Consider the following 24,946-nt stretch of genomic DNA (forward strand, 5'->3'; position numbering starts at 1 on the left):
AATACTAAATGTTTGATATAATGATGAATAATGAATTTCAATACTATGGCGAAAGGATTAAAATATGAAACCTAAATTAGATGATGTTGCTAAATTAGCCAATGTATCAAAAACTACAGTATCTAGAGTATTAAATAAACGTGGCTATTTAAGTCAAGAAACAATCGATAAAGTATACGATGCTATGGAAAAATTAAACTATCAACCTAACACTGTCGCACGTCAGCTTTATAATAAAAAGACTAATATTATAGGCCTATTATTCCCTGCAGTAAGTAATCCTTTCTTTGGAGAACTTGTAGAAGAATTAGAGAAAAAGCTATATTCCCAAGGTTATAAAGTTATAATTGGGAACTCAATGAATGATCCTGAAAAAGAGAAAAATTATTTAAATCAACTTTTATCAAATCAAGTCGACGGTTTAATCGTTGGTACACATAACCAAAATATTCAACAGTATCAAAATGAAAACCTTCCTATAGTAGCAATCGATAGAATTATGAACCAAGACATACCAGTAATCGAATCTGATAATTACTCAGGCGGTAAACAAGCTACAGAAAGATTAATTCAAAAAGGTGCTAAAAAAATCATACATACAACAGGTCCACATACTTTAGATACACCTGCAAACAGAAGACGAGAAGCATATGAAGAAACAATGACATATCATGGACTTCAACCTATTCACTATTCTGTAGATTTTAATATCTCTTACACAGAGAAAACTGGAATCTTCAACCAAATATTTATAGATCACCCAGATGTAGATGGTGTATTCGCTTCAAACGATGTAGACGCGTTACTTATCATGCAAATTGCTAAAAAGTTCAATAAAAACATTCCTGAAGATTTACTTATTGTCGGATATGATGGTTCTAAAATTATGCGTAATATGTTTCCCAACTTAACAACAATAGTCCAACCTATTGAAGAAATAGCCAATAAAGCACTTGAAGTCTTAAATCTAAGGCTTGAAAAACAAGAAACACTATCTGAATATATACTTCCTGTTTCAATTTGGAATGGAAGTACATGTTAATAGTAAGTATGAAGGAGTCTGAGACATTTTTTATGTCTTAGGCTCCTTTTTTGAACTTATATTGACAATTTTCACTTTATATTTTATCATTTAAGTAAATACTTAAATGATTAATTGAAAGGAAAGGTGGGGTTCATGAGAGACATATTTAAAGCTTTATCAGACAAGACAAGGCGAGATATTTTAGAAATGCTTAAAGATGAGAAACTAACAGCAAGTGAAATAGCAGAACAATTTGATATGAGTCAAGCAAGTGTATCGCAGCACCTTAAAATTCTTAAATTTAATGACTTAATATATGCTGAACGTAAAGGTAAATATATCTATTACCATTTGAATTTATCAGTATTTGAAGAAGCAATTAACTGGATTATTAAGTTTAAAAACTAAAATATAAAGGAGTTTTATCATGAAAGACATATTAAAAAACACAAAAACCGCCATTTTCATCATTGGAGTAGCTATATTAACGTGGTTGATTTCATTCGCTTACTTACCAGATTCTATACCTATGCAATACAGTAATTATGGCTCAGTAAATTGGATAGCTAATAAGTATATTGCTGCCTTAATAATGATAGCCGTTATGATATTTTGTTATTTAACGTTTATATTTTCTACAAAAAAAGATCAAAAAAGGAAGAATTATTCAAACTTAGTTAATTTAGACCAATTTTTCTCTTCTTTAACACAAGGATTTTTATATATCATTTCTCTTATTATGATATTTAATGCACTTGGTCAGAACATTTCTATCAACTATATTATCCCGCTTGTATTAGCTGTAATTCTTATCATTATTGGTAACTACTTACCTAAATTACCACAAAACAAAAGTTTAGGTATCAAAAATAAATGGACTCTAAAAAGTGAAAAGAATTGGAAACAAACTCACCGATTTACATCTCGAATATATATTATCGTTGGACTTATATATTTATTACTCGGGGTATTTGGTAAAATTAATTCGTTCGTTACAATACCATTAGTTATCGCCCTCGTTATCGTGCCATACTTATTTTCATATATTAATTATTCAACAGCTAAATAAAATAATCATCCCTAAAAGTGTATTTTTGGTTCAACTTTTGGGGTGCACTTCATACTTGGATTATTGTCGTCGTTAATCCAATAACAATATCAATTCTTGCTTTTTTGATCTCTCCCATCCCCCAAAATGAGCTAAAGATTTATCTCTCTAGCTCGTTTTATTTTTAAACTTTCATCAAACCTGATAAATGATTTCTTTTAAATGTTGCCAAACATCATATAATTGTAGCCACATCGCAACGTGCAACATGATGACTAATATACAAGCGATAATATGAATAATAGCGTATTTTTCTTTTATATTTTTTATTTTTTCAATTATAATCACAAGTGCGCATATCATGATAAGGATAGATAAATATGGTGCTATGATATAAATCATATCTAAAGCTGTATTATATAAACTTACTTTCCATGTGTTGAACCTAAAGAAATAAGCCATACCAAAAAATATAACTAAACAAGCTATAATCACAATAATAGTAGCTAATGTCGCCTTTCTCTTTACATGAACCATTTCGCCCATTGCTAACTTTAATGGATGATATACAACAACATGTACAAATGGATATACAGAAATTATGAGTAAACATAACCATAACCAGTTCACTACCACACCCCCAAAAGTGTATATGTACAATTAACTGTATATAAATGCGATATATAAAGCAATACCAAAAAGAGCTTAAGAAATAAATCCCAAGCTCAAAATAATTATTCTAATCCCTTAGATATTTACTTTACAATTAAAACTGGTATTTTTGATCGTTTGGCTACTTTATGAGAAACACTACCCATCATCATTTCTTGAAAATTATTCAAGCCTCTTGTCCCTAGTACTATAATTTCATGTTGATGACGATTTGCTTCATTAATGACGGTTTGTGCTGGTTCTCCATGTTTTATTTTGATTTTATGTTTTATATGATTTTCTTCTAGAAATTGAGTAATTTGTGAAAGTTTTTCTTTTTGTTGCTGATTTGAATTTGCCCCATGTAAAATCACTGTTTTTGATTCGTCTATTTCTACTACATTTAATACTGTTACGTGAGCTTCTGATTCTGCAATATTTAATATTTGTTGAGCTGCTCTATAACTATTTTCTGATCCATCGGCAGCTAATAAAATAGATTTATACATGTTACTCTCTCCTTTGTATATTAGTTTAAATGTCTTTCATTTAATTGACTAAGTTCAGAGATGATTTTTCTACTATCAGCATTTAATTGTTTAACGTATACACTATTTTGTTTATCTTCAAACTTTTTAACTATGGTATCAATTGCATCAACTGCTGAATCATCCCATAAATGTGCATCTGTAAAGTCTAATTCAATATGACTGTTTTCGATTGTAAAATCTAATTGCTCCATCATTGAATCTATCGAAACAAAAAATATTTGTCCTTTAAAATAATATAAATAACTTTTATCTTGTTGGTTTAATTCTACTCTAACGTTAGATATTTTTGTAGCAAAGAACAATGCACTGAAAATGACACCTACAACGACACCAATTGCAAGATTATTTGTGAACAAAACGATAATAACTGTGAGTAACATGACTACTGCATCAGATTTTGGTGCTTGTTTAATATATTTAAATGATTGCCAATCAAATGTACCAACCGATACCATTATCATAATACCTGCTAGTATAGGCATTGGGATTTGCACGACGATATCTCCTAATACAATAATAAGAAAAATAAGGACGATGCCTGCTGTAAACGTTGATAAACGGCTGTTAGCACCAGATCTAACATTTATTATAGATTGTCCAATCATAGCACAACCACCCATACCACCAAATAAACCTGTAATCACGTTTGCTATACCTTGTCCACGTGACTCTTTATTTTTATTACTATAACTATCAGTAGCATCATCTACTATTTTTGCTGTTAACAAGCTTTCAACTAGCCCAACAACAGCCATTGATAATGAAAATGGGAAAATAATTTTAAAAGTTTCTACATTAAATGGAACATCTGGTATAAGAAAATGAGGAAAAGCTCTCGTTATAGAACCTAAATCTCCTACTGTTCTTACATTTGCTCCGGTATACATATAAAGAGCGGTTAAAATGATGATTGCAATTAAAGGTGCTGGAATAGTTTTGAAGAATTTTGGAACAATATATACGATTAATAAAGTAATAATGAGATACATATAAGTACTAATTGATATACCGAATATATGTTCAAGTTGAGACATAAATATTAAAATAGCTAAAGCATTCACGAAACCAATCATTACTGATCTAGGTATAAATTTCATAAGCCTACCGATTTTGAGAATCCCTAATATTAACTGTATAATACCCATAAGTATTGTTGCAGCAAATAAATATTCAACGCCATGATCTCGAACTAGTGGTGTAACAATAAGAGCCACTGCACCAGCAGCACCTGAAATCATAGCAGGACGACCACCTACTATAGATGTAGTAGTCGCAATAATAAATGCTGCATAAAGCCCCACCATAGGGTCTACACCTGCTATAATTGAAAAAGCTATTGCTTCAGGTATAAGTGCTAAAGCCACTACAATACCTGCTAGAATGTTTTTACTAGGATTTGAAAACCATTCTATTTTTAAATTTTCAAACATAATCTAAACTCCTATTTTTATATTTTTAATAAAGTCATTATAAACAAAAGAGTTTCAAATGTATACCTTTTTGGAACTATCGAGGTGAAATATATGAAGTATGGTTATACAAGACCAGTAGAAATTTATGATTCTTTAGAACAACAAAAATTAAAATTATCCAATCAAGTTGATAAATTAATTGAAGAATCGCATTCCAACACAGAAAACCGTAAAGAATTAAATTCTTTATTTTATAGTAAGTTAAACGATGGCGACCATTTATACATTACCGATTTATGTATTCTAGCTGATTCAGTTTCACAACTTGAAGAACTTATACAAATTGCCCAAGAAATAAATGTTACTATTTCTGTTGAGAACATTAACCTTACAATTAGCCCGGATTATCATACGACTTTTATCGAATCGCTCAGCAAAGTGATTCAATTTCAAAATGATATCATCAAATTTAGAACAAAAGTTGGTATGGAGAAGGCCAAGACGAGTGGTAAACGCATTGGTCGACCTCAACGAGATGACATTAATTTAAAAAACGCGATAGAAATGTACCACTCTAAAAAATATACACTAGAAGAAATTAAAGCAGAAACGAACATTAGTAGAGCCACTCTATATAGACATTTAAATAAATAATATAGTTTTTCATAAATAAATGAGGCTGAGCTCTAATTCATCAGTATTATTACTAAATGATTTTTGGCTCAGCCTCATTTTATTTTTTGGTTTTTATGATTTATATTTTCTTTTATTTTATTACGCCAGCATCTTTAGGATGTACGCCATGTATATAGTAATCTATTTCTTCTGGCTCTAATGGTTTTCTTCCTCTTATGATGTCTGCTGCTTTTTCTGCTAACATTAACACTGGTGAATGTATATTTCCGTTAGTTGTACGCGGCATTGCTGATGCGTCTACTACACGTAAGTTTTCCATTCCATGTACTTTCATTGTTAATGGGTCTACAACTGCCATAGGATCTGAAGCAGGTCCCATTTTCGCACTACATGATGGGTGTAATGCTGTTTCAGCATCTTTTTTAACCCAATCTAGGATTTCTTCATCTGTTTGTACAGATGGTCCTGGTGATATTTCACCATCATTGAAAGGTTTAAGTGCTGGTTGTGCTAATATTTTTCTTGCTATTCTTATTGCTTCAATCCATTCTTGTTCGTCTTCTTTTGTCGATAAGTAATTGAAGACAACTTTTGGTTTTTCAAATGGATCTTTAGATTTAATTTTCAAACTACCTCTTGAATTTGAATACATTGGCCCTATATGTACTTGGAAGCCGTGTTCAGTATCTGCTTTTTGTCCATCATAGCGTACTGCTAAAGGCAAGAAGTGGAACATTAAGTTAGGATATTCTACTTTATCGTTAGATCTTACAAATCCTCCACCCTCAAAATGGTTACTAGAAGCTGGACCTGTACGACCAAATATCCATTGTAAGCCAATGAAAGGCATCTTAAGTTTATTTAAGCTTGGTTGTTGTGAAACAGGTTTAGAAGATGCATGTTGTACATATACTTCTAAGTGGTCTTCGAAGTTTTCACCTACACCAGGTAAATGAACACGTGTTTCAATACCTAATGAATTTAAGTGTTCTGAATCACCTATACCTGATAACTGTAATAATTGTGGCGTATTGAAAGCACCACCACATAATATAACTTCTCCAGCTCCTACTGTATGTTTCTTACCATTTTTCTTATAAGTCACACCAGTAGCTTTTCTACCTTCATAGTTAATTTCTGTAACGAACGCACGTGTTTGAACAGTTAAATTTTTTCTCTTCATTGCTGGTCTCAAATATGCTGTTGATGCAGAAACTCTTCTACCATTGTGAATTTGGCTGTCAAAAGGTCCAAATCCTTCTTGTCTAAATCCGTTAACATCAGGTGTTTTGTTATATCCCGCTTGTACACCTGCATCAAAGAATGCTTGGAATAATGGGTTCTTTGCTGGGCCTCTTCTTAATTTAATTGGACCATTTTTTCCTCGGAATTGATCAGACTTATCGGCACCAAATGTTTTTTCTAATTTTTTAAAGTAAGGAAGACAGTTAGCATATTTCCATGTTTCCATTCCTTCAACTGAACCCCAACCTTCATAGTCTAATGGGTTACCTCTTTGATAAATCATACCATTGATAGAACTTGATCCACCAAGCACTTTACCTCTTGTATGTGATACTTTTCTACCACCCATATGAGGTTCTCCTTCAGTTTCATACTTCCAGTCGTAAAAACGATTACCTGAAGGATACATTAATGCTGCTGGCATTTGAATAAGTAAATCCCAAGGGTAGTCACTTCTTCCTGCTTCCAAAACTAAAACTGTTTTATCTTTATCTTCACTTAATCTACTTGCTAATACTGAACCGGCACTACCTCCGCCGATAATAATGTAATCATAAGATTTTTTCATCATGTTATCCTCCTGCATTTTACACTTCATTGTTGTATTTTATTTACTAAACCAATTAACCGGTTCAGGTTTTGTATTGGTAAATATATGTTTTGAAATTAAATATTCTTCTAATCCTTCTTTACCTAATTCTCTACCAATTCCTGATTGCTTATAGCCGCCCCACGGTGCTTGAGCAAAATATGGATGGAAATCATTTATCCAAACTGTTCCCATTTTCAATTTATTAGCAACTCGATTTGCTTTAGCTATATCTTCAGTGAATACACCACCAGCTAAACCATAAATAGAATCATTTGCTAAACGTATAGCTTCACTTTCATCAGAGAACCCTTCGATTGTAACGACAGGTCCAAACACTTCTTCTTGAACAATTCTCATAGAAGTATCACAGTTTGTTATAACTGTCGGTTCAAAGAAGAAACCATCCTTTAAGTCTTCTCTATCTGGTCGCTTACCACCAACAGCAATTGTTGTACCTTCTTCTTTAGCGACTTCTATATATTTTTCAACTTTATCTCTATGTTCACTAGAAATAAGTGGTCCCATTTCTGTATCTTTATCAAAACCATTACCTAGTTTGATTTTTTTCACGCGATTAATAAAAGCCGTTTCAAATTCATCTTTAATGTCGTTGTGAACAATAATACGAGAACCCGCAGAACAAACTTGTCCAGCATGGAAATACCCGCCATTTAATGCTTGATCTACCGCTAGTTCAATGTCAGCATCTTCGAAAATAACATTAGGATTTTTGCCGCCAAGCTCTAACGCAATGTTTGTAACATGATCTGCAGCCTTTTTCATAATATGTTTACCTGTTTCAATTCCACCTGTAAATGAAACCAAATCTACATCTTTATGTGATGTTAATGTATCTCCTACTTCTGAACCTTTACCAAGAACTAAATTGATAACACCTTTTGGAATATTAGCTTCTTCCATTAATTCGAAAATTTTAATAGTCGTTAACGGTGTAATTTCACTTGGTTTGATTACTAACGAACAACCCGTCACGAGTGCCGGAGCTATTTTCCATGAAGCTTGTAGTAATGGATAGTTCCAAGGTGTAATTTGAGTTACAACCCCAACTGGCTCTTTCACTACTTTACTTTCTGAATTAGGGATAGGTGATTCGATAATTTCACCACCATCATTACCTCCTAGACCAGCAAAATACATAAACACATTATGAATATCATCCATGTCAGCATATGATTCTTCTAATGTTTTACCTGTATCTAATGTTTCAAGCTCTGCTAATTCATCTTTGTTTTCTTTAATTAAATCAGCGATTTCTCTTACTTTTTGACATCTATTTTCACTTGTTTCATCAGCCCACACACCAGATTCAAAAGCATTTTTAGCTGCTTGAATAGCTTTAGCCGCATCTTCTGCTGTACCTTCCGAAACAGTTAGAATTACTTCCTGATTATATGGATTTACGATGTCGCGAGTAGCATTATTTGAAGCTTCTACCCACTGGCCATCAATATATTGACGCGTAGACAAATTATTTACATATCCCATAAAACTTACCTCCGTTAACTTTGTTAAATTTTTATTTAACGAACTTTACAAACTTATGTTAGCATATAAATTGAAAGGTCGTCAAATTACCTTTTAATATTTGAAGCATGGCGTATCACTGTATTTCAAATAGACAAGCTAAACAAAAGCAACTACAATGTAAAAGAATTCATGATACAATTAAAGTAATTATTGGAGGTGTAGGTAGTGGCAAGTTCAGATAACTACAAAAAACAATTAGACCAAGCTAAAGATATCGTAATAAATGGCATCGGGGAGACGATGGATTTATACGGTGTTAATAGAAGTGTTGGCAACCTATATGGCACAATGGTTTTCCAAGGTAGTATGACACTAGATGAAATGCGGGAACAACTTCAAATGAGTAAACCGAGCATGAGTGCCGGCGTGAAGAAACTACAAGAGTTCGATCTTGTAAAACAACAATTCACTAGAGGCAGTAGAAAACAACACTTCATGGCTGAAAAAGATTTTTTCATATTCTTTAACAATTTCTTCCCTAAAAAATGGGATAGAGAAATTACGATTAATATGGATTCACTAAAAGAAGCAGTGGTATTACTCCAAAAAATTATTGATGCAGATGATGTTGACGCAGAAACTAAAGAGGATGCGATTGCTATTCACACACAACTAATAGAGTCCAAAAATTATTACAAGTGGCTCTCAAATATTAGTGAAGCCTTCAAAACAGGAGAAATTTATAAATACTTCCCAATACCAGAAGACGAAGAAGATTAATTTCAAATAAAAGCTCTACCCATTAGTTCGGATATCTAATGAGTAGAGCTTTTTTATGTATCGTCTCGGCGTCGCGAGATATTGAATGTTGCACGTGACACCCGCCTTGCAACTTAGGACACCAGTATGTTGCACGTGATGCCCGTCTTGCAACTTAGACACCCAGTATGTTGCACGTGACACTCGTCTTGCAACTTAGGACACCAGTATGTTGCAAGTGATGACCGGCTTGCAACTTAGGACACCAGTATGTTGCACGAGATGACCGGCTTGCAACTTAAGACACCAGTATGTTGCACGTGATGACCGGCTTGCAACATTACATCCAATTACATTCTAAATCCAATAAAAACAGAGAACATCCTTTACCGTCTCAGGAGGTCCTCTGTTTTCAATCTTATGGATTATTATTTAATATATTATTTAAGGGTTGCTTACTTGCCTAGGGGTATGGTTTCGTCTCTCAAGCTTCTTACTTACAAATATTTATGTTCTTTCAAATAAGCTACTATTTCTTCTACCGCTTCTTCTACGCTATGTTGTTCTGTATCTATTATAATTTCTGGATTAGATGGTTCTTCGTATGGTGCGTTGATTCCAGTAAATTCTTTAATTTCTCCGCTTCTTGCTTTTTTGTACAGACCTTTAGGATCTCTTGCTTCACATTCGTCTAAACTGCATTTTGTATATACTTCTATAAACTCTCCATCTTCTAATATATCTCTCACGATATTTCTATCTTCTTCGTATGGAGAAATAAATGCTGTCATTGTGACCACTCCTGCGTCGACCATCAACTTTCCTACTTCGCCTATGCGTCGTATATTCTCTTTTCTGTCTTCAGGACTGAATCCTAAATTTTTATTTAAACCATGTCTAATGTTGTCGCCGTCTAAACGATATGATGTAATCTTCTGTTCAAATAATGCCTTTTCTAACGCTACTGAAACTGTAGATTTTCCTGATCCGGATAATCCTGTGAACCATATTACGACGCTTTTATGTCCGTTTCTTTCTTGTCTCTCGGCTTTTGTAACTTCGGAATCATGCCACGTTATGTTAGTAGATGTACTCATACTTTTTATTCGCTCCTTGCAAGATTAATTTTCTTTCAAACCTCTAATTAATACTTCAGCTACTTCTGGTCTTGAAAATTCTTTCGGCAATTGTTCACCGTTGCGTAATTTCTCTCGAACTTTAGTACCGCTAAGATGTACATGGTTTGATTTATCGTGAGGACAAGTTTTTGCTGTTGTCATGTTTTCACAAATTGTGCAGTAAAATGCATGTTCGAATTTGAATATATTAATATCTATTTCATCTTCATATTGTGTGATTAATTCTTGTGCTTCGTAAGTGCCATAATAGTCACCTACACCAGCGTGATCACGGCCCACTATAAAATGCGTACAACCATAGTTTTTACGTACTAAAGCATGTAAAATCGCTTCTCTAGGACCTGCATAGCGCATTGCTGCTGGGTATATTACCAATCTTGCTCTATCTTCTGGGAAGTAGTGTTTTAAGATAACTTGATAACTTTCCATTCGAATGTCCGCTGGTATGTCATCTGACTTTGTTTCTCCAACTAATGGATTTAGCAATAAACCGTCTACCGATTCTAAAGCTATTTTTTGAATATATTCATGTGCGCGATGTACAGGATTTCTCGTTTGGAATCCTACTACTGTCTTCCATCCTAATTCTTTAAAAAGTGCTCTAGTCTCTGTAGGATCTAAATGAAAATCATTAAATTCGTCATGTTTAGGACGAGCCACTAATTGAATAGGACCAGCTAAATAAACATTTCCTTTTTCATATACACGTTTAACGCCTGGGTGATCCACTTCTGTTGTACCATATACATTTTGTGCTTCTTTAGCTTTATCGTAAGTATATTTTTCCTCAAGTTTTATAACACCGTATAAATGGCCATCCTCACCATAAAGTGCAACGTCATCTCCAATTTCTAATTCATCAGCTTCTTCTTCTGTCACTGGTAAAGTAATCGGGATACTCCATACAAGTCCATTTTCTAGTCGTAAATTGTCTACTACACTTTCATAATCTTTTTGTCCTAGAAAACCTGTTAATGGACTGAAACCGCCTATAGCAATTAATTCCAAATCAGAGATACTCCATGGATTTAAAGTTATCTTCGGAAATGTTTGTGCTGCTTCTATTAATTGTTCTTTTTCGTTACCTTCAACTTGACGATTAATTAATTGACCACCGTGTGGCTTGATCGTTTCTTCTACAGTTTGAGTTGTTGATGTCATCATGCTTCACTCCTATTAGTTAATTTGATCTACTTTACTAGATTTTTGAGTTTGTACATTGAACGGGAATTTTTGATGTTGGTAAAGTGTAAATAATACTAAACCTGCCCATACTATAATGATGCCGATTTTGACGATTGTTATCGTTACAGCACTGTCTACAAAAGCATTTAAAAGTAAATTGCTATTTGTAAATATAATTAGCCCACCTACACATACAGCAAGTATGTATACAGGTAAAGTTTTTACTAACCATGCTGCGAATGGTGCCGCAACTACACCGCCTAAAGCTAAAGCCGCTACAAGTGCGATGTTAATCTGACTCCACCCAAGGAATATAATAAATCCAAGTGAAGTAGAAATCGTGACAAAGAATTCGCTCGTTGAGACTGTTCCAATAACATATCTCGGTTCTATTTTATTTCTAGATAATAGTAACGGAGTGTTAACTGGGCCCCAACCGCCACCACCAATCGCATCTAAAAAACCTGCAATAGCTCCTTGTGGAACAAGTAAAAATCCTGATAATTTACCTTCATTGAGCTCATTATTTTTTTGCTTTTTAAATACGAATTGATAAATGATATAAATCCCCATAGAGAGTAAAAATATTGCGATAAACGGTTTAATAAATTCACTGTGCAAATTGCTGAGCACGGCAGCTCCAATAAACCCTGTAATTGCACCAGGTAAAGCGAGTTTTAAAATAATCGATTTATCAACATTCTCAAACTTTAAATGTGATAGCCCTGATGCTGCAGTCGTTGCAACTTCTGAAAAATGTATCGTAGCAGAAGCAATTGCTGGTGCGATTCCAAATGTTAACAGCAATGAAGACGAGGTAGCTCCAAATCCCATTCCAAGAGATCCGTCAATCAATTGTGCTAAGAACCCCACGATTGCAAATATCGTTAATTTTCGCATATGTTACTCCTTTCTTTAGTCATTTTCGGTTGTAACGTTAACCACTCTATAAATTCTCGCTGTTTATTTTTATCAAAATATTTATCTGAAAGTATGATTTCTAATAAATGATTTTGTTCTAAACGTTCTATATTTAGTCCTTTAATGATTGATCGACAATTACTTAAAAAATCTACATATTCACCATAATCATCTGGATAATCATCTTCTAAATTTCTTAATATCGACGATACAAGCTTAGGGCTTGCGCCTCCGCTTGAAACACTTATAGTCAATTTACCTCTTTTAAATGTCCCGGGAAATATAACATCTCCCTCTTGAGCGTTACTCGTCATATTAAGCAAAGTGTGTTTAGGTACTTCCTCTTTCAGACGATTGTTTACATCTGCTTCATCTGTTGCGACAACCACTAAATCCGCATTCGTTAAATCGGTAGACGTTATTGCTTTTTTGTGCCAAATAATTTTTTGTTCACTTTGCATTCGATATATATAATTAGAAACGTCTGGGCTAATAACGTGAATTTTTGCGCCACTATTTATTAACTTTCTAACACGGCGTTCAGCAATGTTCCCACCGCCTGCTATAACAACTGTCTTATTGGATAAATCCATCAATATTGGCACGTAAGCCATCTACATCATCCTTTATTTAATGCAAATTCTCGAATTTCTTCATGGTGTATCGTTTCAAGCACTCGATCTTTCAATGCTTCTTGTATCGCTTCATGGTGACCTAAATGCTCACAAACAATGATATCGCTATTTGATTTATGATTTTGAACAGTGCTCTCAATATGTTTTTCCAGTACGCCTGTAAACCATAGATAAGGCGCAATATATATTTGAGAATGACCTTCATCAAGTGCGGATTCTAGCGCATCTTCAAAAGATGGTTCACATGCTGCTAAGTAACAAGCCTCTACATCATCAAATGGAGTCGTTTCATATAATGTTTCAGTTATTGCCGAAATATCAATTTTAGTTTGAGGATTATAACTACCCCGTCCAACGACTAACAGTTTTGCATCTGAATGAGGGAACACATGCGTTTCTTTAAGACGGTCATTAATGATATTCGTTAATCTAGGTTGAACGCCTAAAGGTTGACCATATGTAAACACTACATCTGGATGCTTCACTTTAATTTCGTTTAAAACTTCAGGTATATCTTTAAAATAATGACCAGCACTTAATAAAAGAACTGGTATGACAGATATTTCTGTCGCACCTTTTTCAATTAATTTATGCATACCTTGATGAATTGTAGGTTCTGCTAATTCTAAGAAACATATTTCTTGAAGAGATACATCTACCTTCTCTTTCACTGTTTCAATAAAAGAAATTGCTTCTTCCGTTGCTTCTTTTATTCTGCTACCGTGACTGACGTATAGTACACCTTTCATTGTATCCCTCCGATTTAATGCATGAGTTCTGGAATATGTTTATCTTGAGCGACTTCTTCGAACCAATTTATTTTTTCTCTTAATTTAACGACTTCACCAATTACAATCATTGCTGGATTTTGAATTTCTCTAGCTCTATCAACAATATCTTTTAAAGTTCCTGTTACTGTAATTTGTTGATTGGATGTTCCACAATGAATTAAAGCAACTGGCGTATTAGGATTTCTACCGTGTTTTATTAATATATTTTTTATTTCCGGGAGTTTTTTTACGCCCATATATATACATAATGTTTCCGGTCCCAGTGCTAGATGTTTCCAGTATTCATCTTCATCTACTGAGTCTTTAATAACGCCTGTTACAAAAGCAACTGAAGAACTATAATCTCTGTGTGTAACAGGAATACCAGCATATGCTGGAGCTGCTACACCAGCTGTTATACCTGGAACTACTTCAAATGGTATGTCATGAGACTTTAAAGTTTCTGCTTCTTCTCCACCTCTACCAAAGATAAAAGGGTCTCCCCCTTTTAACCTTGTGACTGTCTGGCCCTCTAAAGATAAAGTAACAAGTAATGCATTGATTTCTTCTTGTTTTAGTGAATGATTATCTGGGCTTTTACCACAGTATATGAGTTTCGTATCTTCAGACGCATATTCGAGTAATGCTTTATTTACTAGTCGATCATACATAATGACATTTGACTGTTTAATTGCTTTAATACCTTTAATTGTGATTAAGTCTGGATCACCCGGACCGGCGCCAACCAAATATACTTTGCCCATTTTTCCACCTCTTTTTATTGACTATGAAAATCTTGACCTGAGTATGTTTCTTTAATAATATCTTTACGAATAACAAAGTCTCCAAAATGTTCGCCTTCATCTTTTTCTTTTCCATACTGGATAAGAATTGGTTTTAGACTTTCTAATATTTCATCTTCACCAATATTTTCTTTAAATAATTTGTTTAAACGATCTCCTGCGAATCCACCGCCAAGGTACATATTATATTTACCTGGCGCTTTACCGATAAATGCAATTTCTGCTAGTGCTGGTCTTGCACATCCATTAGGGCAACCTGTCATACGAATTGTAATTTCCTCTTCATTTAAGCCAGCTTCATCTAATAGTCCTTCTATTTTATTAATTAAAGTTGGTAAATAACGTTCAGACTCTGCCATCGCTAAACCACATGTTGGAAAAGCTACACAAGCCATAGAATTTCTTCTTAATCCTGTGTAATGTTCACCATCAGTAATACCATATTCATCAATAATTTTTTGAATGTTATCTTTATTTGATTCATCAACATTAGCTATGATTAAATTTTGATTTGGCGTTAAACGTAAATCACCGTCGTGAATTTCAGCGATTTTTCGAAGTGCTGTTTTTAACTGATAATCTTTAGTATCTTTAACTCGACCATTTTGTACAAACAGCGTAAAGTGCCATTTACCACTACCTTCAGTCCAACCATAACGATCACCATTATGTTCAAATTCAAATGGTTTCACTTCTTCAATTTCCCAACCTAAACGGTTATTCAGTTCATTTCTAATCCAATCAACACCGTATTTATCCACTGTATATTTGAAACGAGCGTTTAATCTGTTTGTTCTGTTACCATAATCTCTTTGAATCGTTAAAATAGCTTCAGATACTTCTACCGCTTTATCTTTATCAATATAGCCTAATAATCTTCCAACTTGTGGGTATGTGTCTGTATTACCATGCTTCATTCCCATACCGCCACCAACTGTTACGTTAAAGCCGACTAATTTATCGTCTTCAATGATGGATATTAGTCCAATATCTTGAGAATAAACGTCGATATCATTTGAAGGTGGAACTGCAATGCCAATTTTGAATTTACGTGGTAAATACGTTTTTCCATACATCGGTTCTACTTCTTCTTTTGTATCAACTACTTTTTCACCGTCTAACCATATTTCATGATAAGCACCAGTTCGAGGTGATAAATGATCGCTAATTTGACTAGCTAATGTATCTACCTCTTTATGTACATCAGATTGATAAGGGTTTGGATTACACATTACGTTTCTGTTAACGTCACCACAAGCTGCTAGTGAGTCCATAACCGCTTGGTGAATACTTTGCATAGAACTTTTTAGATTTCTTTTCAAAATGCCATGAAACTGAAATGCTTGTCTTGTCGTTAACTTAATTGTTCCATTTGCGTATTGTTCGGATATATCATCCATTGCAATCCATTGATCTGCCGTTGCTGTACCGCCCGGAACTCTTACTCTAATCATAAAACTATAAGCGGGTTCTAATTTCTGTCTTCTTCGTTCGTCACGTATATCTCTATCGTCTTGCATGTAACTACCGTGGAACTTTAGTAACTTCGTATCATCATTTGCGATAGCACCAGTTATTTCATCATCTAAACCTTCTTGTATGCTACCTCTTAAGTAATTACTTCTATATTTTATATGCTCTAATTCATCTAATTTCTCAGATAGTTCTGTGTGAGTGCTCATATATTTTGCCCCCTCTTAATAAATATCTCTTTGATACTTTTTATCTTTCTTTAATTTCGTTAAAAATGTTTCCGCTTCTTCTTCGTTATAATGACCTTCTTTTTGGATAACGTTTAATAGAGATTGATGTACATCTTTCGCCATATTTTTCTCGTCTCCACAAACGTATATTGCTGCACCTTCTTTAATCCATTGATAAAGTTCTTCGCCATTTTCTTCAATGCGATGTTGTACATAAACCTTTTCTTCAGTATCCCTTGAAAATGCTAAGTTCATCTTAGTTAACACACCATCTTTTAACCATGTTTGCCATTCTGTTTGATATAAGAAATCCGTTGTAAAGTGTTGTTCTCCAAAGAATAACCAAGATTTATTTCCGAGCTCTAATTCTTCTTTTTCTTGAATATATGATCTAAATGGTGCAATACCAGTACCTGGGCCAATCATAATAACTGGTGTATCTTCTGTTTTAGGAAACTTAAAGTTTGGATTCTTTTTCAAATAAATAGAAACTTTGTCTCCTGGCTCTAATCTTTCAGCAAATTGAACAGAGCATACACCTTTGTGATCTCGTCCATTGGCATGATATCTAACGGCTCCTATTGTAAGATGAACTTCATCTGGATTTGCTTCGTAACTGCTAGCAATCGAATATTCTCTCGCTGGTAATTTTCTAAGAATTTTATGCAGTGCTTCAGGTTGTAAATCTTCTGGTGGGAAATCATTGATTAAATCTATAAAATCTCGACCTTCTACATATCCATATATCCATCTATCTTTTTTCACTTTTTCTGATAGCACACCGTTTTCAAAAATGTCAGCCGCCTTTTTAATAATTGGTTTTGTTAATTTTGTAATTTCAAAGTAATTCGTTAAAGCATCACGTAAACTCAGCTTATCTCCATCTTCGTTAATCGGCACTTCTTCATCTGCATCCCATACGAGTGTTTCGATCAATTCTTCAACAAATTCCGGATCATTTTTCGGGAAGATACCTATACAATCACCCGGTTCAAATGCTTCGCCAAAACCTTCTAACGATAACTCAATGTGTCTTACTTCTTTATTAGAGCCACGTCCATTTAAATTAATGTTCTCAAGAATTTCAGCCTCGTAAGGATTTGTTCTAGAATAAGTCTGAGTTGTTGAAATATGTTCTGGATCGACTTGAGCTGGTATATCTGATGTATTACCTGCTTCCACTGCCAAAGCATTTAATATATCTTCCATCCATTTTTCAGCTGGTTCATCAAAATCTAAATCACAATCAATACGTGGATGTAACCTTTCAGCTCCTAATTCTTCTAACTTTTTATCAAAATCTTTTCCTGTTTGGCAGAAAAATTCATAAGATTCATCGCCAAGTGCAAGTACAGAGAATCTAACGTCATTTAATTTAGGCGCCTTCCTACTATGTATAAATTCATGGAATGTGATGGCATTATCTGGAGGGTCACCTTCACCGTGAGTAGCAGTAATAATAAATAAATCTTCTACTTTCTTTAAATTCTTTGGTTTGAAATCTTCCATACATTCAAGCTGAACATTAAATGACTGTTCTTTTAATTTATTTTCTAATGTTTCAGCTAATCCTTGTGCATTTCCTGTTTCAGAACCGTATAACACTGTAATATCTCTTTGTTTCGGTAGCGTTGCAACGCTCGTTTCTGTTGTAGGTTCTAATACTGCTTGATTTGAATCATTTTTAAATTGTGAAGCTGTCAAATAACCACTCAACCAAACTTTCTGTTCGGGTGTAAGTGTTGAAAGTAATTGAGTAATGCTTTCTGACTGCTGTTGATTAAATGGGCTATTCGTTACTGTTAACTCCAAAAATGTCACCTCATCCTGTCCAATTTTTATTTAAAAAACTAATTAATCTTATTGGTATACTATGTTTTAATGTTAAAAATTTTAGCTTGCAGTTTTACTTTGTGTGCAAGCCACATTCTGTTTTGTTAAAGTTTGTCCATCTACCTTCTCTAGAATCCCCTGATGAAGAAACTTGTGATGTACAAGGTATGCAACCTATACTCGGATATTGAAAATCATGTAGTTCATTGTAAGTTAAATCATGTTTTTCGATGTATTCCCACACATCATCCCATGTCCAATAAATTAATGGGCAAACTTTAATTGATTTAAATCTTTCATCTTTGTTAATAAAATTTGTGTTTTGTCTGCTTGGAGATTGTTCTCTTCTCAATCCAGATACCCATGCAGTAGCACCAGATAGCACTTCTTCTAAAGGTTTTATTTTTCTAATATAACAACACTGATTAGGATTACTCGTCCATAAAGCAGGTTCATATTGATCAGCTTGTTCCTCTAGTGTGAGATCTGGTTTTTTAAGTTCAATATTTAGTTTTGGATATCTCTCTTTAACACGATCAATTAAGTCGTAAGTTTCTTGAAAGTGTAAGTCTGTATCTAAAAATACGATTTTAGCATCGTTTTTCACTTTAGATATTAAATCAATGAGAATCATACCTTCAGCACCAAAACTACATGAATAAACAATGGAATCTCCATAATGTTCATACGCCCATTTAATAATATGATAAGCGCCCTTTGTTTCGTCATCAGCATTTAAATTTTCAAACGGGTCCGTTTCAAAGCGTTCATAAGTTAACACTCCAGTCATGACTTAAATAACCTCCTTTTACATAAAAATGGTTTATTTTTAAACATAGCTATTTCTGAAAAATATTTTATTCTGATATGTTTACTAGGAATAATAAATTATGATGATTAGCTTACCCGATAGTTACATACATGTCAACAGTTCTTTTTTTAATTTTCTGTTAATTGAAGATAAGTAATATAAAAAAAGATTGTCAATAAGCCAATGTTTGACTTATTAACAACCTTAATTATTTTACAAATTATCATCTTCTCTTTTTTCTCTAACCTGAACAATCCTTAAAGAACGTCTTTCAACTTCTTTCAATTTATCAGCACGTTCTTCTAGTTTTATCCGATCGCCTGATAAAGTCCTTATAAAGGATATCATCATCATCACAAATATACCTATTAAAGGAACACTTGCTAAAATGGAAGCAGTTTTTAAAACTTCTAAAGCTTTTTCTCCTCCTACAAGCATTAAAGAGAATGGTAATAGACATAAAGCAAATGCCCAGAAAAGACGGTTCGCTTTAAGTGGTTCGTCTATAACTTTTTTCTGTGTTGCAGCAGCTAAAATATAAGAACCCGAATCAAACGTAGTTGCTAAATATAGAAACGCTGAGATTAAGAACAATACAACCATCACTTTAGGTAATGGTAATTGATGCATCACTTCAATAATGGTAGCTTCAGGTGTATGTTGATTTAAGAACTGAATAACATCGAATTGTCCTGATAATTGAAGAAATACTGCATAGTTACCTAAAATACCAAAGAATAATACGCACCCTAAAGTTCCATAAATAATTGTTCCTAAAATAACTTCTTTCAAAGTACGTCCTTTAGAAATTCTTGCAATAAATAGTCCTATGAATGGTGCATATACGAGCCACCATGACCAGTAGAACACAGTCCAGTCTTGTGGGAAGTTCGTTTCTTTTCTTCCTCCTATGCCACCAAATGGCTCTAGCCAAGTACTCATTTGGAAGAAGTTTTTCAACATATTACCTAAACTAGAAACTGTTGTTTCCATTATAAAGACAGTTGGTCCGATAATAAGCACGATACCTAAAATAATAAATGTTAGCCAAACATTTATGTCACTTAATTTTTGAATACCTTTCTTCAAACCAGTATACGAGCTAAATGCGAATATGACTGTAATGATAAGTAATATAATACTTCGCATCACCATGTTCTCTCCGTCTAGCCCTGTCAGTCGCTCTATACCAGCCGCAATCATTGGCACACCTAGCGCAAGTGATGTTGCCGCTCCGCCAAGCAAACCAAATATAAATAAAATATCTACTGTTTTACCAAGAAATTTATCAGTCTGACCTTTTAAAATTGGTCGACAAGCATGACTAATTTTATAAATGGGCTTTTTCTTAACGAATACTAAATACCCAATAGGCAATGCTGGTAATACATATATTGCCCAAGCAATTGGACCCCAATGGAACATGCCATACATCGTAGCATATTCTAACGCTTCATCAGTCATACCTCTTGCACCATAAGGTGGTACTTGATAATAATAAGCCCACTCTATAACGCCCCAATAAAGTATATCGGAACCTATTCCAGCACAAAAGAGCATAGAAGCCCAACTGAAATTATTGAACTCTGGTTTATCGCTAGCTTTCCCAAGTGTTACTTTTCCGTACTTACCAAAAGCTATGTATAACACAAATCCAAATACTACTAATCCTAGTAATAGATAGACCGAGCCTAATGAATTAGAAATCGTTTCATTAATCTGTGTAATAACATACTGACTCGTTTTTGGGAAGACTATCATCGGTACTACGGCAAATAATAATACTGCTACCGTACCAAGGAACGTCCACCAGTCCATAATTTTATATTTTTGCAATCCTGAACACCCCTCGTTGTCGGTTATTATGTATCGTAAATTGAAATCATGATCAATGATTAATGAATACGACAAAACAAATCACAATGATGAGGTTATACAAGTTTTAATAATAATGCAAATTTCATACAATCTATTTCTGATGTTATTTTGAATAATTATATAAATTCCATTAATTAAAATGTGAACAAATATCGCTATAACAACTGTGTTAAGTTAACATTTAACGTACTGAACAAATTTAATTAACTTTAATAACGTATTTTTATGCATTTTATATGAATAAAAATTTATATTAAAAAAGAGCTAGAAAATGAATTTCCAGCTCTTTTATTCTGCTTCTGAAATTTCTGAACCTATATTATTATAATCAATATCTGCTTCTAAAAATGATTGATTATCTGAAGGTAAATGTTGTTCAAATGTATCAAAGTTTTGTATTTCGATACTACCTACTTCTAATTCAAAATCTAAAACATGTCCACCAAAACTTTCAAATTCATCAATAAAATGAACGTGAAAACCACTAGCTCCAATTCCATGAAATAGTTCTGGTGTATAGAAACCTATAATTGTTCCTCTAACTTCAGGAACTACTTTTTCAGGTTGGCGTCTTGCGGATTCTATTAAACGTTGATATGGAGGTTCTTGCTTAGGCATCCATCTTACATGCATATTCTTAAATGTTCCTGTTATTTTTATAGCAGAGAACAAATTTTTACTTTTCATGTTGTTCAATATTTCATCAAATACTTGGTCAGATTTTTCGTGTGCAGCATAATAAGTCTTATCTGCGCTGAATCTTGTAATTGTAGAAAATGGTGTCATTTCATTACCTTCTAATGCTTTAAACTCTCCAAATTCATTTGCATGAAATGCTCTTCCGTCTAAATATATAACTTCTCCATCTGATCCAGTTAATGTCCCTATACCTGAATCACCATGTTGTAAAATCTCATCAATTGTTGCTGTTCCTTCTAAGTGACCAGCCATCAAAGTAGCTAACGTGCCATGCTGATATAAAGTTTGCATAAATAAGACACCTCCTCTTTCGTACTATTTATATATAAGTTGTGATTAAATACATTAATGGCAGTATGACAGAACTGATTACAGCAGTTAATATCATACCAATCGTACTGAAAGCTCCTGCCTCAAAATTAGCTTCTAAAGCTTTTGCAGTACCAAATGCATGAGAGGCATTACCGTATGTCATACCTTTTGCTAAATCACTTTGAAAACGTCCTTTTGTAATAAAGAAATTCCCTAATATACTACCAATAAGACCAGTAGCTATAATAAACATAACAGTTATCGTATCTGTTCCACCCATTTGTTCTGAAACTTCTATACCGACTGCCGCTGTCATAGACCTTGGTAGTACTGTCACAATCGTTTGACTAGGGTACCCCATTATATATAGCGCACCGTAAATGACTATAAAATTCATCATAATGCCTGTCATTACACTTGTAATAATAACTTTGAAATTTGCTAAAATGAGTTTTCTAAATTTATATAAGGGATAGGCTAAACTTACAACAGAACAATCCAAGAAATTATGAATCCATGTTCCGCCTACCATATAATCAGTGTAGTTCAAACCGAATATAAGTAAAACAAAAATGATTACGATTGAAGCAATTAAAGCAGGGTTCAATAGCGGATGCTTATATTTAACTTGCAGTTTCTTAGCTGCAATATAAGTTATTAATGTTAGTACAATCATGCCTATCGCTTGAATAATCATCACATGTCCTCCTTACTTGATGGTTTAATTTTTAATAATTTTTCACTAACATAACCTGAAGATAATGCCACTAAACTTGTACTAATAATGATTAATATCGCTAGAAAAATATATGTGGGATCAATTTGATTTGCGATATCCATTATGCCAACAATTGAAGGTACAAAAAAGAGCACCATCACATTGATCAGTTTATTAGCACCAACTTCTATCCAATGTTCAGGTATCACTTTAAATAGTAACAAACAAAATAATAATGCCAATCCGACAATACTACCTGCTATAGGTATATGAAGTAATTCTCTTAACCACATGCCTAATAACGTGATGCCATATATTAACGTGACTTGTAATATTATCTTTATAAGTCGTCTCATCATATTTAATCAATCCCTTTTACTTTAAACTCTTAATCTATATTATATGAGGTTACTATGTATTAATAAAATACATAATATCGATTTCTAGTATTCCATTATGGAATACTTAAGTTTTAAAGAAATATATAAGGATAATAAACAGGACTAATGTAAGCGTTAAACCTATTGATGTATAAAGGTTTAACTCAGAGTTATAAAGTACATTTAAATTATCATATAATAATATTTTTTATGTTAGAAAAAATAAAAAAGAACTTAGGAAATAAACTCCTTGCTCTTTTTTTGAAGATGGAACTTATAAAAGTAAGAGCTGACACTGCTTTATTGGATTAAATATTGCATAAACTCACGTAGAGCACTTCTTGTTGGATTATTGAGGTAGAAAATCCAATAAAGGTATGGTTACTTGGATTATTGTTGTAGTTAATCCAATAAAGCTATGTGTAGTTGGATTATTGTCGTAGTAAATCCAATAAGAGTGTGTCTACTTGGATTATTGAGGTAGAAAATCCAATAAAAGTGTGTCTACTTGGATTATTGTTGTAGTTAATCCAATAAAAGTGTGGTTAGTTGGATTATTGTTGCAGAAAATCGAATAAAAGTGTGTCTATTTGGATTATTGTTGTAGTTAATCCAATAAAGCTATGTGTAGTTGGATTATTGTCGTAGAAAATCCAATAAAGGTATGGTTACTTGGATTATTGTTGTAGTTAATCCAATAAAAGTTGTCTATTTGGATTATTGTCGTAGTAAATCCAATAAAAGTGTGTCTATTTGGATTATTGTCGTAGTAAATCCAATTAACCATTTCGTAAACTAACAAATTCACTTTTATTCTGATACAAATTTAAAAATAAGAGGCTGGGACATAAATACATGTCTCAGCCTCTTATTTTTAAAGGTCTTGCTTTAAGAATGCCATCCACTCTTCTGTTACTTGATTCATATATGAACCTTTTTTCCATATTAGGCCGAGGTGCCAATATATTTTCTCGCCTGCGAGTTCAATGGCTCTAACTTCGTCTCCCATTTGATCTGCGATACTCTTTGGTACAATCGAAATTCCTAGACCTCTTTTAATCATATTATCTATAAAAGTTAACTGCGAGATTTTAGCTACCGTTTTAGGATAAAATCCTGCTTTACGACAGTTTTCAATTATCATATCTCTTAAATAATAATCGTCGTGTAATAAAACGAATTCTTCATCTACAAGTTCATGTATAGCAACTTTTTTCTTATGAGAAAGTTTATGAGATTGATTAAGCACTAAAAAGAGTTCTTCTTTATAAAGCGGCATACTATTAAATTTTGAAGAGTCTACTGGTAAAGCAGTCACACCGATATCTATTTCATCTTGGCTCAAGTAATTTTCGACTGCTTTACCGCCTCCTTCAAGCACTTCGTATGTTACATCAGAATATTTTTTATGGAATTTTTCGAGATTATCTGTAATCAAATTCACTTTTATCATAGGAGATAATCCTAACCTGATATGGCCTTTTTTAATTTCAAATATATCATTCAATTCCATTGTTAATTTATCAAATAATGTAAGGAATTCAACTGCTTTTTCGTAAAAAACTTCACCTGTATCTGTTAATTTGATATGGCGTTGTGAACGATCAAATAATGTAATATCAAATTCATTTTCTAAATTTTTAACGGCTTTACTTATTGTAGATTGAGCTACAAATAAATGTTCAGACGCTTGTGTCATACCACCATTTCTAACTATTTCTACAAAATATTTTAACTGTTTAAATTCCAAATT

The 24,946-nt window shown here is 33.3% G+C and carries 24 protein-coding genes; 5 read left to right on the plus strand and 19 right to left on the minus strand.

From position 1 onward, the window contains the following. Window positions 1-64: 64 nt before the first annotated feature. The 3 genes from LQ688_RS05490 (at window position 65) to LQ688_RS05500 (ending at window position 2,093) form a co-directional block, all read left to right on the plus strand. Window positions 65-1,042: a LacI family DNA-binding transcriptional regulator gene (locus LQ688_RS05490; RefSeq protein ID WP_239724018.1), complete on the plus strand. Its 978-nt coding sequence runs from the start codon at window positions 65-67 to the stop codon at window positions 1,040-1,042. A gap of 135 nt (window positions 1,043-1,177) precedes the next feature. Then, on the plus strand, window positions 1,178-1,432 hold the full coding sequence (locus LQ688_RS05495; protein ID WP_016999831.1) for an autorepressor SdpR family transcription factor: 255 nt from the start codon (window positions 1,178-1,180) through the stop codon (window positions 1,430-1,432). A 19-nt stretch (window positions 1,433-1,451) separates the two neighbouring features. Continuing rightward, window positions 1,452-2,093, plus strand: coding sequence for an SdpI family protein (locus LQ688_RS05500; protein WP_239724016.1), 642 nt, complete (start codon window positions 1,452-1,454; stop codon window positions 2,091-2,093). Window positions 2,094-2,267: 174 nt separating this feature from the next. On the opposite strand, the gene LQ688_RS05505 is transcribed toward LQ688_RS05500, so the two are convergent. From LQ688_RS05505 to LQ688_RS05515, 3 genes are all read right to left on the minus strand, one after another. Continuing rightward, entirely contained in the window at window positions 2,268-2,702 is a 435-nt protein-coding gene (locus LQ688_RS05505) for a hypothetical protein (protein ID WP_239724015.1), read from the minus strand. A 125-nt stretch (window positions 2,703-2,827) separates the two neighbouring features. After that, window positions 2,828-3,232, minus strand: a complete 405-nt coding sequence (locus tag LQ688_RS05510; protein WP_103269108.1) for a universal stress protein — start codon at window positions 3,230-3,232, stop codon at window positions 2,828-2,830. Window positions 3,233-3,252: 20 nt separating this feature from the next. After that, complete coding sequence (locus tag LQ688_RS05515; protein WP_064205055.1) at window positions 3,253-4,704, minus strand: SulP family inorganic anion transporter; 1,452 nt, start codon at window positions 4,702-4,704, stop codon at window positions 3,253-3,255. 93 nt (window positions 4,705-4,797) lie between these two features. On the opposite strand from LQ688_RS05515, the gene LQ688_RS05520 reads away from it, so the two are divergent. Beyond that, on the plus strand, window positions 4,798-5,340 hold the full coding sequence (locus LQ688_RS05520; RefSeq protein ID WP_017000092.1) for a recombinase family protein: 543 nt from the start codon (window positions 4,798-4,800) through the stop codon (window positions 5,338-5,340). A gap of 112 nt (window positions 5,341-5,452) precedes the next feature. Here the strand turns inward: LQ688_RS05520 and betA are convergent, their stop codons facing one another. Continuing rightward, the gene (gene betA / locus LQ688_RS05525) at window positions 5,453-7,135 is read right to left on the minus strand and encodes a choline dehydrogenase (protein WP_017000091.1); all 1,683 of its coding nucleotides are present in this window, start codon (window positions 7,133-7,135) and stop codon (window positions 5,453-5,455) included. Between the two features lie 39 nt (window positions 7,136-7,174). Continuing rightward, window positions 7,175-8,665, minus strand: coding sequence for a betaine-aldehyde dehydrogenase (gene betB / locus LQ688_RS05530; protein WP_017000090.1), 1,491 nt, complete (start codon window positions 8,663-8,665; stop codon window positions 7,175-7,177). 207 nt (window positions 8,666-8,872) lie between these two features. Between betB and cudC the strand changes: the two genes are divergently transcribed. After that, window positions 8,873-9,427, plus strand: a complete 555-nt coding sequence (gene cudC, locus LQ688_RS05535) for a choline uptake/conversion transcriptional regulator CudC (protein ID WP_070045202.1) — start codon at window positions 8,873-8,875, stop codon at window positions 9,425-9,427. A 476-nt stretch (window positions 9,428-9,903) separates the two neighbouring features. Here cudC and cysC read toward each other — a convergent pair whose 3' ends face one another. The 14 genes from cysC to cidR all read right to left on the minus strand — a co-directional run bounded on the left by cysC (window position 9,904) and on the right by cidR (window position 24,943). Further along, complete coding sequence (cysC, locus tag LQ688_RS05540) at window positions 9,904-10,503, minus strand: adenylyl-sulfate kinase (RefSeq protein WP_017000088.1); 600 nt, start codon at window positions 10,501-10,503, stop codon at window positions 9,904-9,906. 24 nt (window positions 10,504-10,527) lie between these two features. Further along, window positions 10,528-11,706, minus strand: coding sequence for a sulfate adenylyltransferase (gene sat, locus LQ688_RS05545; RefSeq protein WP_064211723.1), 1,179 nt, complete (start codon window positions 11,704-11,706; stop codon window positions 10,528-10,530). Window positions 11,707-11,721: 15 nt separating this feature from the next. Then, the gene (locus LQ688_RS05550) at window positions 11,722-12,630 is read right to left on the minus strand and encodes a sulfite exporter TauE/SafE family protein (protein ID WP_017000086.1); all 909 of its coding nucleotides are present in this window, start codon (window positions 12,628-12,630) and stop codon (window positions 11,722-11,724) included. After that, window positions 12,618-13,265 (minus strand): NAD(P)-binding protein, encoded by a 648-nt coding sequence (locus tag LQ688_RS05555; protein ID WP_017000085.1) that lies wholly within the window; start codon window positions 13,263-13,265, stop codon window positions 12,618-12,620. Before LQ688_RS05555 ends, LQ688_RS05550 begins: the two co-directional genes overlap by 13 nt. 5 nt (window positions 13,266-13,270) lie before the next feature. Further along, entirely contained in the window at window positions 13,271-14,035 is a 765-nt protein-coding gene (locus LQ688_RS05560) for a sirohydrochlorin chelatase (protein WP_070045203.1), read from the minus strand. Between the two features lie 14 nt (window positions 14,036-14,049). Further along, window positions 14,050-14,820: a uroporphyrinogen-III C-methyltransferase gene (cobA, locus tag LQ688_RS05565; protein WP_017000083.1), complete on the minus strand. Its 771-nt coding sequence runs from the start codon at window positions 14,818-14,820 to the stop codon at window positions 14,050-14,052. Window positions 14,821-14,834: 14 nt separating this feature from the next. Continuing rightward, on the minus strand, window positions 14,835-16,541 hold the full coding sequence (gene cysI / locus LQ688_RS05570; protein ID WP_017000082.1) for an assimilatory sulfite reductase (NADPH) hemoprotein subunit: 1,707 nt from the start codon (window positions 16,539-16,541) through the stop codon (window positions 14,835-14,837). A 15-nt stretch (window positions 16,542-16,556) separates the two neighbouring features. Next, window positions 16,557-18,374, minus strand: coding sequence for an assimilatory sulfite reductase (NADPH) flavoprotein subunit (locus LQ688_RS05575; RefSeq protein ID WP_070045205.1), 1,818 nt, complete (start codon window positions 18,372-18,374; stop codon window positions 16,557-16,559). 94 nt (window positions 18,375-18,468) lie between these two features. Beyond that, window positions 18,469-19,185: a phosphoadenylyl-sulfate reductase gene (locus tag LQ688_RS05580; protein ID WP_070045207.1), complete on the minus strand. Its 717-nt coding sequence runs from the start codon at window positions 19,183-19,185 to the stop codon at window positions 18,469-18,471. Window positions 19,186-19,419: 234 nt separating this feature from the next. Continuing rightward, the gene (locus LQ688_RS05585) at window positions 19,420-21,042 is read right to left on the minus strand and encodes a BCCT family transporter (protein WP_017000079.1); all 1,623 of its coding nucleotides are present in this window, start codon (window positions 21,040-21,042) and stop codon (window positions 19,420-19,422) included. A gap of 330 nt (window positions 21,043-21,372) precedes the next feature. Next, the gene (gene budA, locus LQ688_RS05590; protein ID WP_017000078.1) at window positions 21,373-22,074 is read right to left on the minus strand and encodes an acetolactate decarboxylase; all 702 of its coding nucleotides are present in this window, start codon (window positions 22,072-22,074) and stop codon (window positions 21,373-21,375) included. A 28-nt stretch (window positions 22,075-22,102) separates the two neighbouring features. Next, window positions 22,103-22,792, minus strand: coding sequence for an LrgB family protein (locus tag LQ688_RS05595; RefSeq protein ID WP_017000077.1), 690 nt, complete (start codon window positions 22,790-22,792; stop codon window positions 22,103-22,105). Beyond that, window positions 22,792-23,172 carry a CidA/LrgA family protein gene (locus tag LQ688_RS05600; protein ID WP_017000076.1) on the minus strand — a complete coding sequence of 127 codons (381 nt, stop codon included), beginning with the start codon at window positions 23,170-23,172 and terminating at the stop codon, window positions 22,792-22,794. The genes LQ688_RS05595 and LQ688_RS05600 overlap by 1 nt, the downstream gene beginning before the upstream one ends. 895 nt (window positions 23,173-24,067) lie before the next feature. After that, window positions 24,068-24,943, minus strand: a complete 876-nt coding sequence (gene cidR, locus LQ688_RS05605; protein ID WP_017000885.1) for a cidABC operon transcriptional activator CidR — start codon at window positions 24,941-24,943, stop codon at window positions 24,068-24,070. Window positions 24,944-24,946 lie beyond the last annotated feature (3 nt).

Source organism: Mammaliicoccus sp. J-M40 (genome assembly GCF_022386395.1).
Taxonomy (GTDB): Bacteria; Bacillota; Bacilli; order Staphylococcales; family Staphylococcaceae; genus Mammaliicoccus; species Mammaliicoccus lentus.

What these genes read in the sequence shown, in the direction of transcription:
- LQ688_RS05490 (WP_239724018.1), top strand. Translation starts at nt 65, where the DNA reads ATGAAACCTAAATTAGATGATGTTGCTAAATTAGCCAATGTATCAAAA.
- LQ688_RS05495 (WP_016999831.1), top strand. Translation starts at nt 1,178, where the DNA reads ATGAGAGACATATTTAAAGCTTTATCAGACAAGACAAGGCGAGATATT.
- LQ688_RS05500 (WP_239724016.1), top strand. Translation starts at nt 1,452, where the DNA reads ATGAAAGACATATTAAAAAACACAAAAACCGCCATTTTCATCATTGGA.
- LQ688_RS05510 (WP_103269108.1), bottom strand. Translation starts at nt 3,232, where the DNA reads ATGTATAAATCTATTTTATTAGCTGCCGATGGATCAGAAAATAGTTAT.
- LQ688_RS05515 (WP_064205055.1), bottom strand. Translation starts at nt 4,704, where the DNA reads ATGTTTGAAAATTTAAAAATAGAATGGTTTTCAAATCCTAGTAAAAAC.
- LQ688_RS05520 (WP_017000092.1), top strand. Translation starts at nt 4,798, where the DNA reads ATGAAGTATGGTTATACAAGACCAGTAGAAATTTATGATTCTTTAGAA.
- betA (WP_017000091.1), bottom strand. Translation starts at nt 7,135, where the DNA reads ATGAAAAAATCTTATGATTACATTATTATCGGCGGAGGTAGTGCCGGT.
- betB (WP_017000090.1), bottom strand. Translation starts at nt 8,665, where the DNA reads ATGGGATATGTAAATAATTTGTCTACGCGTCAATATATTGATGGCCAG.
- cysC (WP_017000088.1), bottom strand. Translation starts at nt 10,503, where the DNA reads ATGAGTACATCTACTAACATAACGTGGCATGATTCCGAAGTTACAAAA.
- sat (WP_064211723.1), bottom strand. Translation starts at nt 11,706, where the DNA reads ATGACATCAACAACTCAAACTGTAGAAGAAACGATCAAGCCACACGGT.
- LQ688_RS05550 (WP_017000086.1), bottom strand. Translation starts at nt 12,630, where the DNA reads ATGCGAAAATTAACGATATTTGCAATCGTGGGGTTCTTAGCACAATTG.
- LQ688_RS05555 (WP_017000085.1), bottom strand. Translation starts at nt 13,265, where the DNA reads ATGGCTTACGTGCCAATATTGATGGATTTATCCAATAAGACAGTTGTT.
- LQ688_RS05560 (WP_070045203.1), bottom strand. Translation starts at nt 14,035, where the DNA reads ATGAAAGGTGTACTATACGTCAGTCACGGTAGCAGAATAAAAGAAGCA.
- cobA (WP_017000083.1), bottom strand. Translation starts at nt 14,820, where the DNA reads ATGGGCAAAGTATATTTGGTTGGCGCCGGTCCGGGTGATCCAGACTTA.
- cysI (WP_017000082.1), bottom strand. Translation starts at nt 16,541, where the DNA reads ATGAGCACTCACACAGAACTATCTGAGAAATTAGATGAATTAGAGCAT.
- LQ688_RS05580 (WP_070045207.1), bottom strand. Translation starts at nt 19,185, where the DNA reads ATGACTGGAGTGTTAACTTATGAACGCTTTGAAACGGACCCGTTTGAA.
- budA (WP_017000078.1), bottom strand. Translation starts at nt 22,074, where the DNA reads ATGCAAACTTTATATCAGCATGGCACGTTAGCTACTTTGATGGCTGGT.
- LQ688_RS05595 (WP_017000077.1), bottom strand. Translation starts at nt 22,792, where the DNA reads ATGATTATTCAAGCGATAGGCATGATTGTACTAACATTAATAACTTAT.
- LQ688_RS05600 (WP_017000076.1), bottom strand. Translation starts at nt 23,172, where the DNA reads ATGATGAGACGACTTATAAAGATAATATTACAAGTCACGTTAATATAT.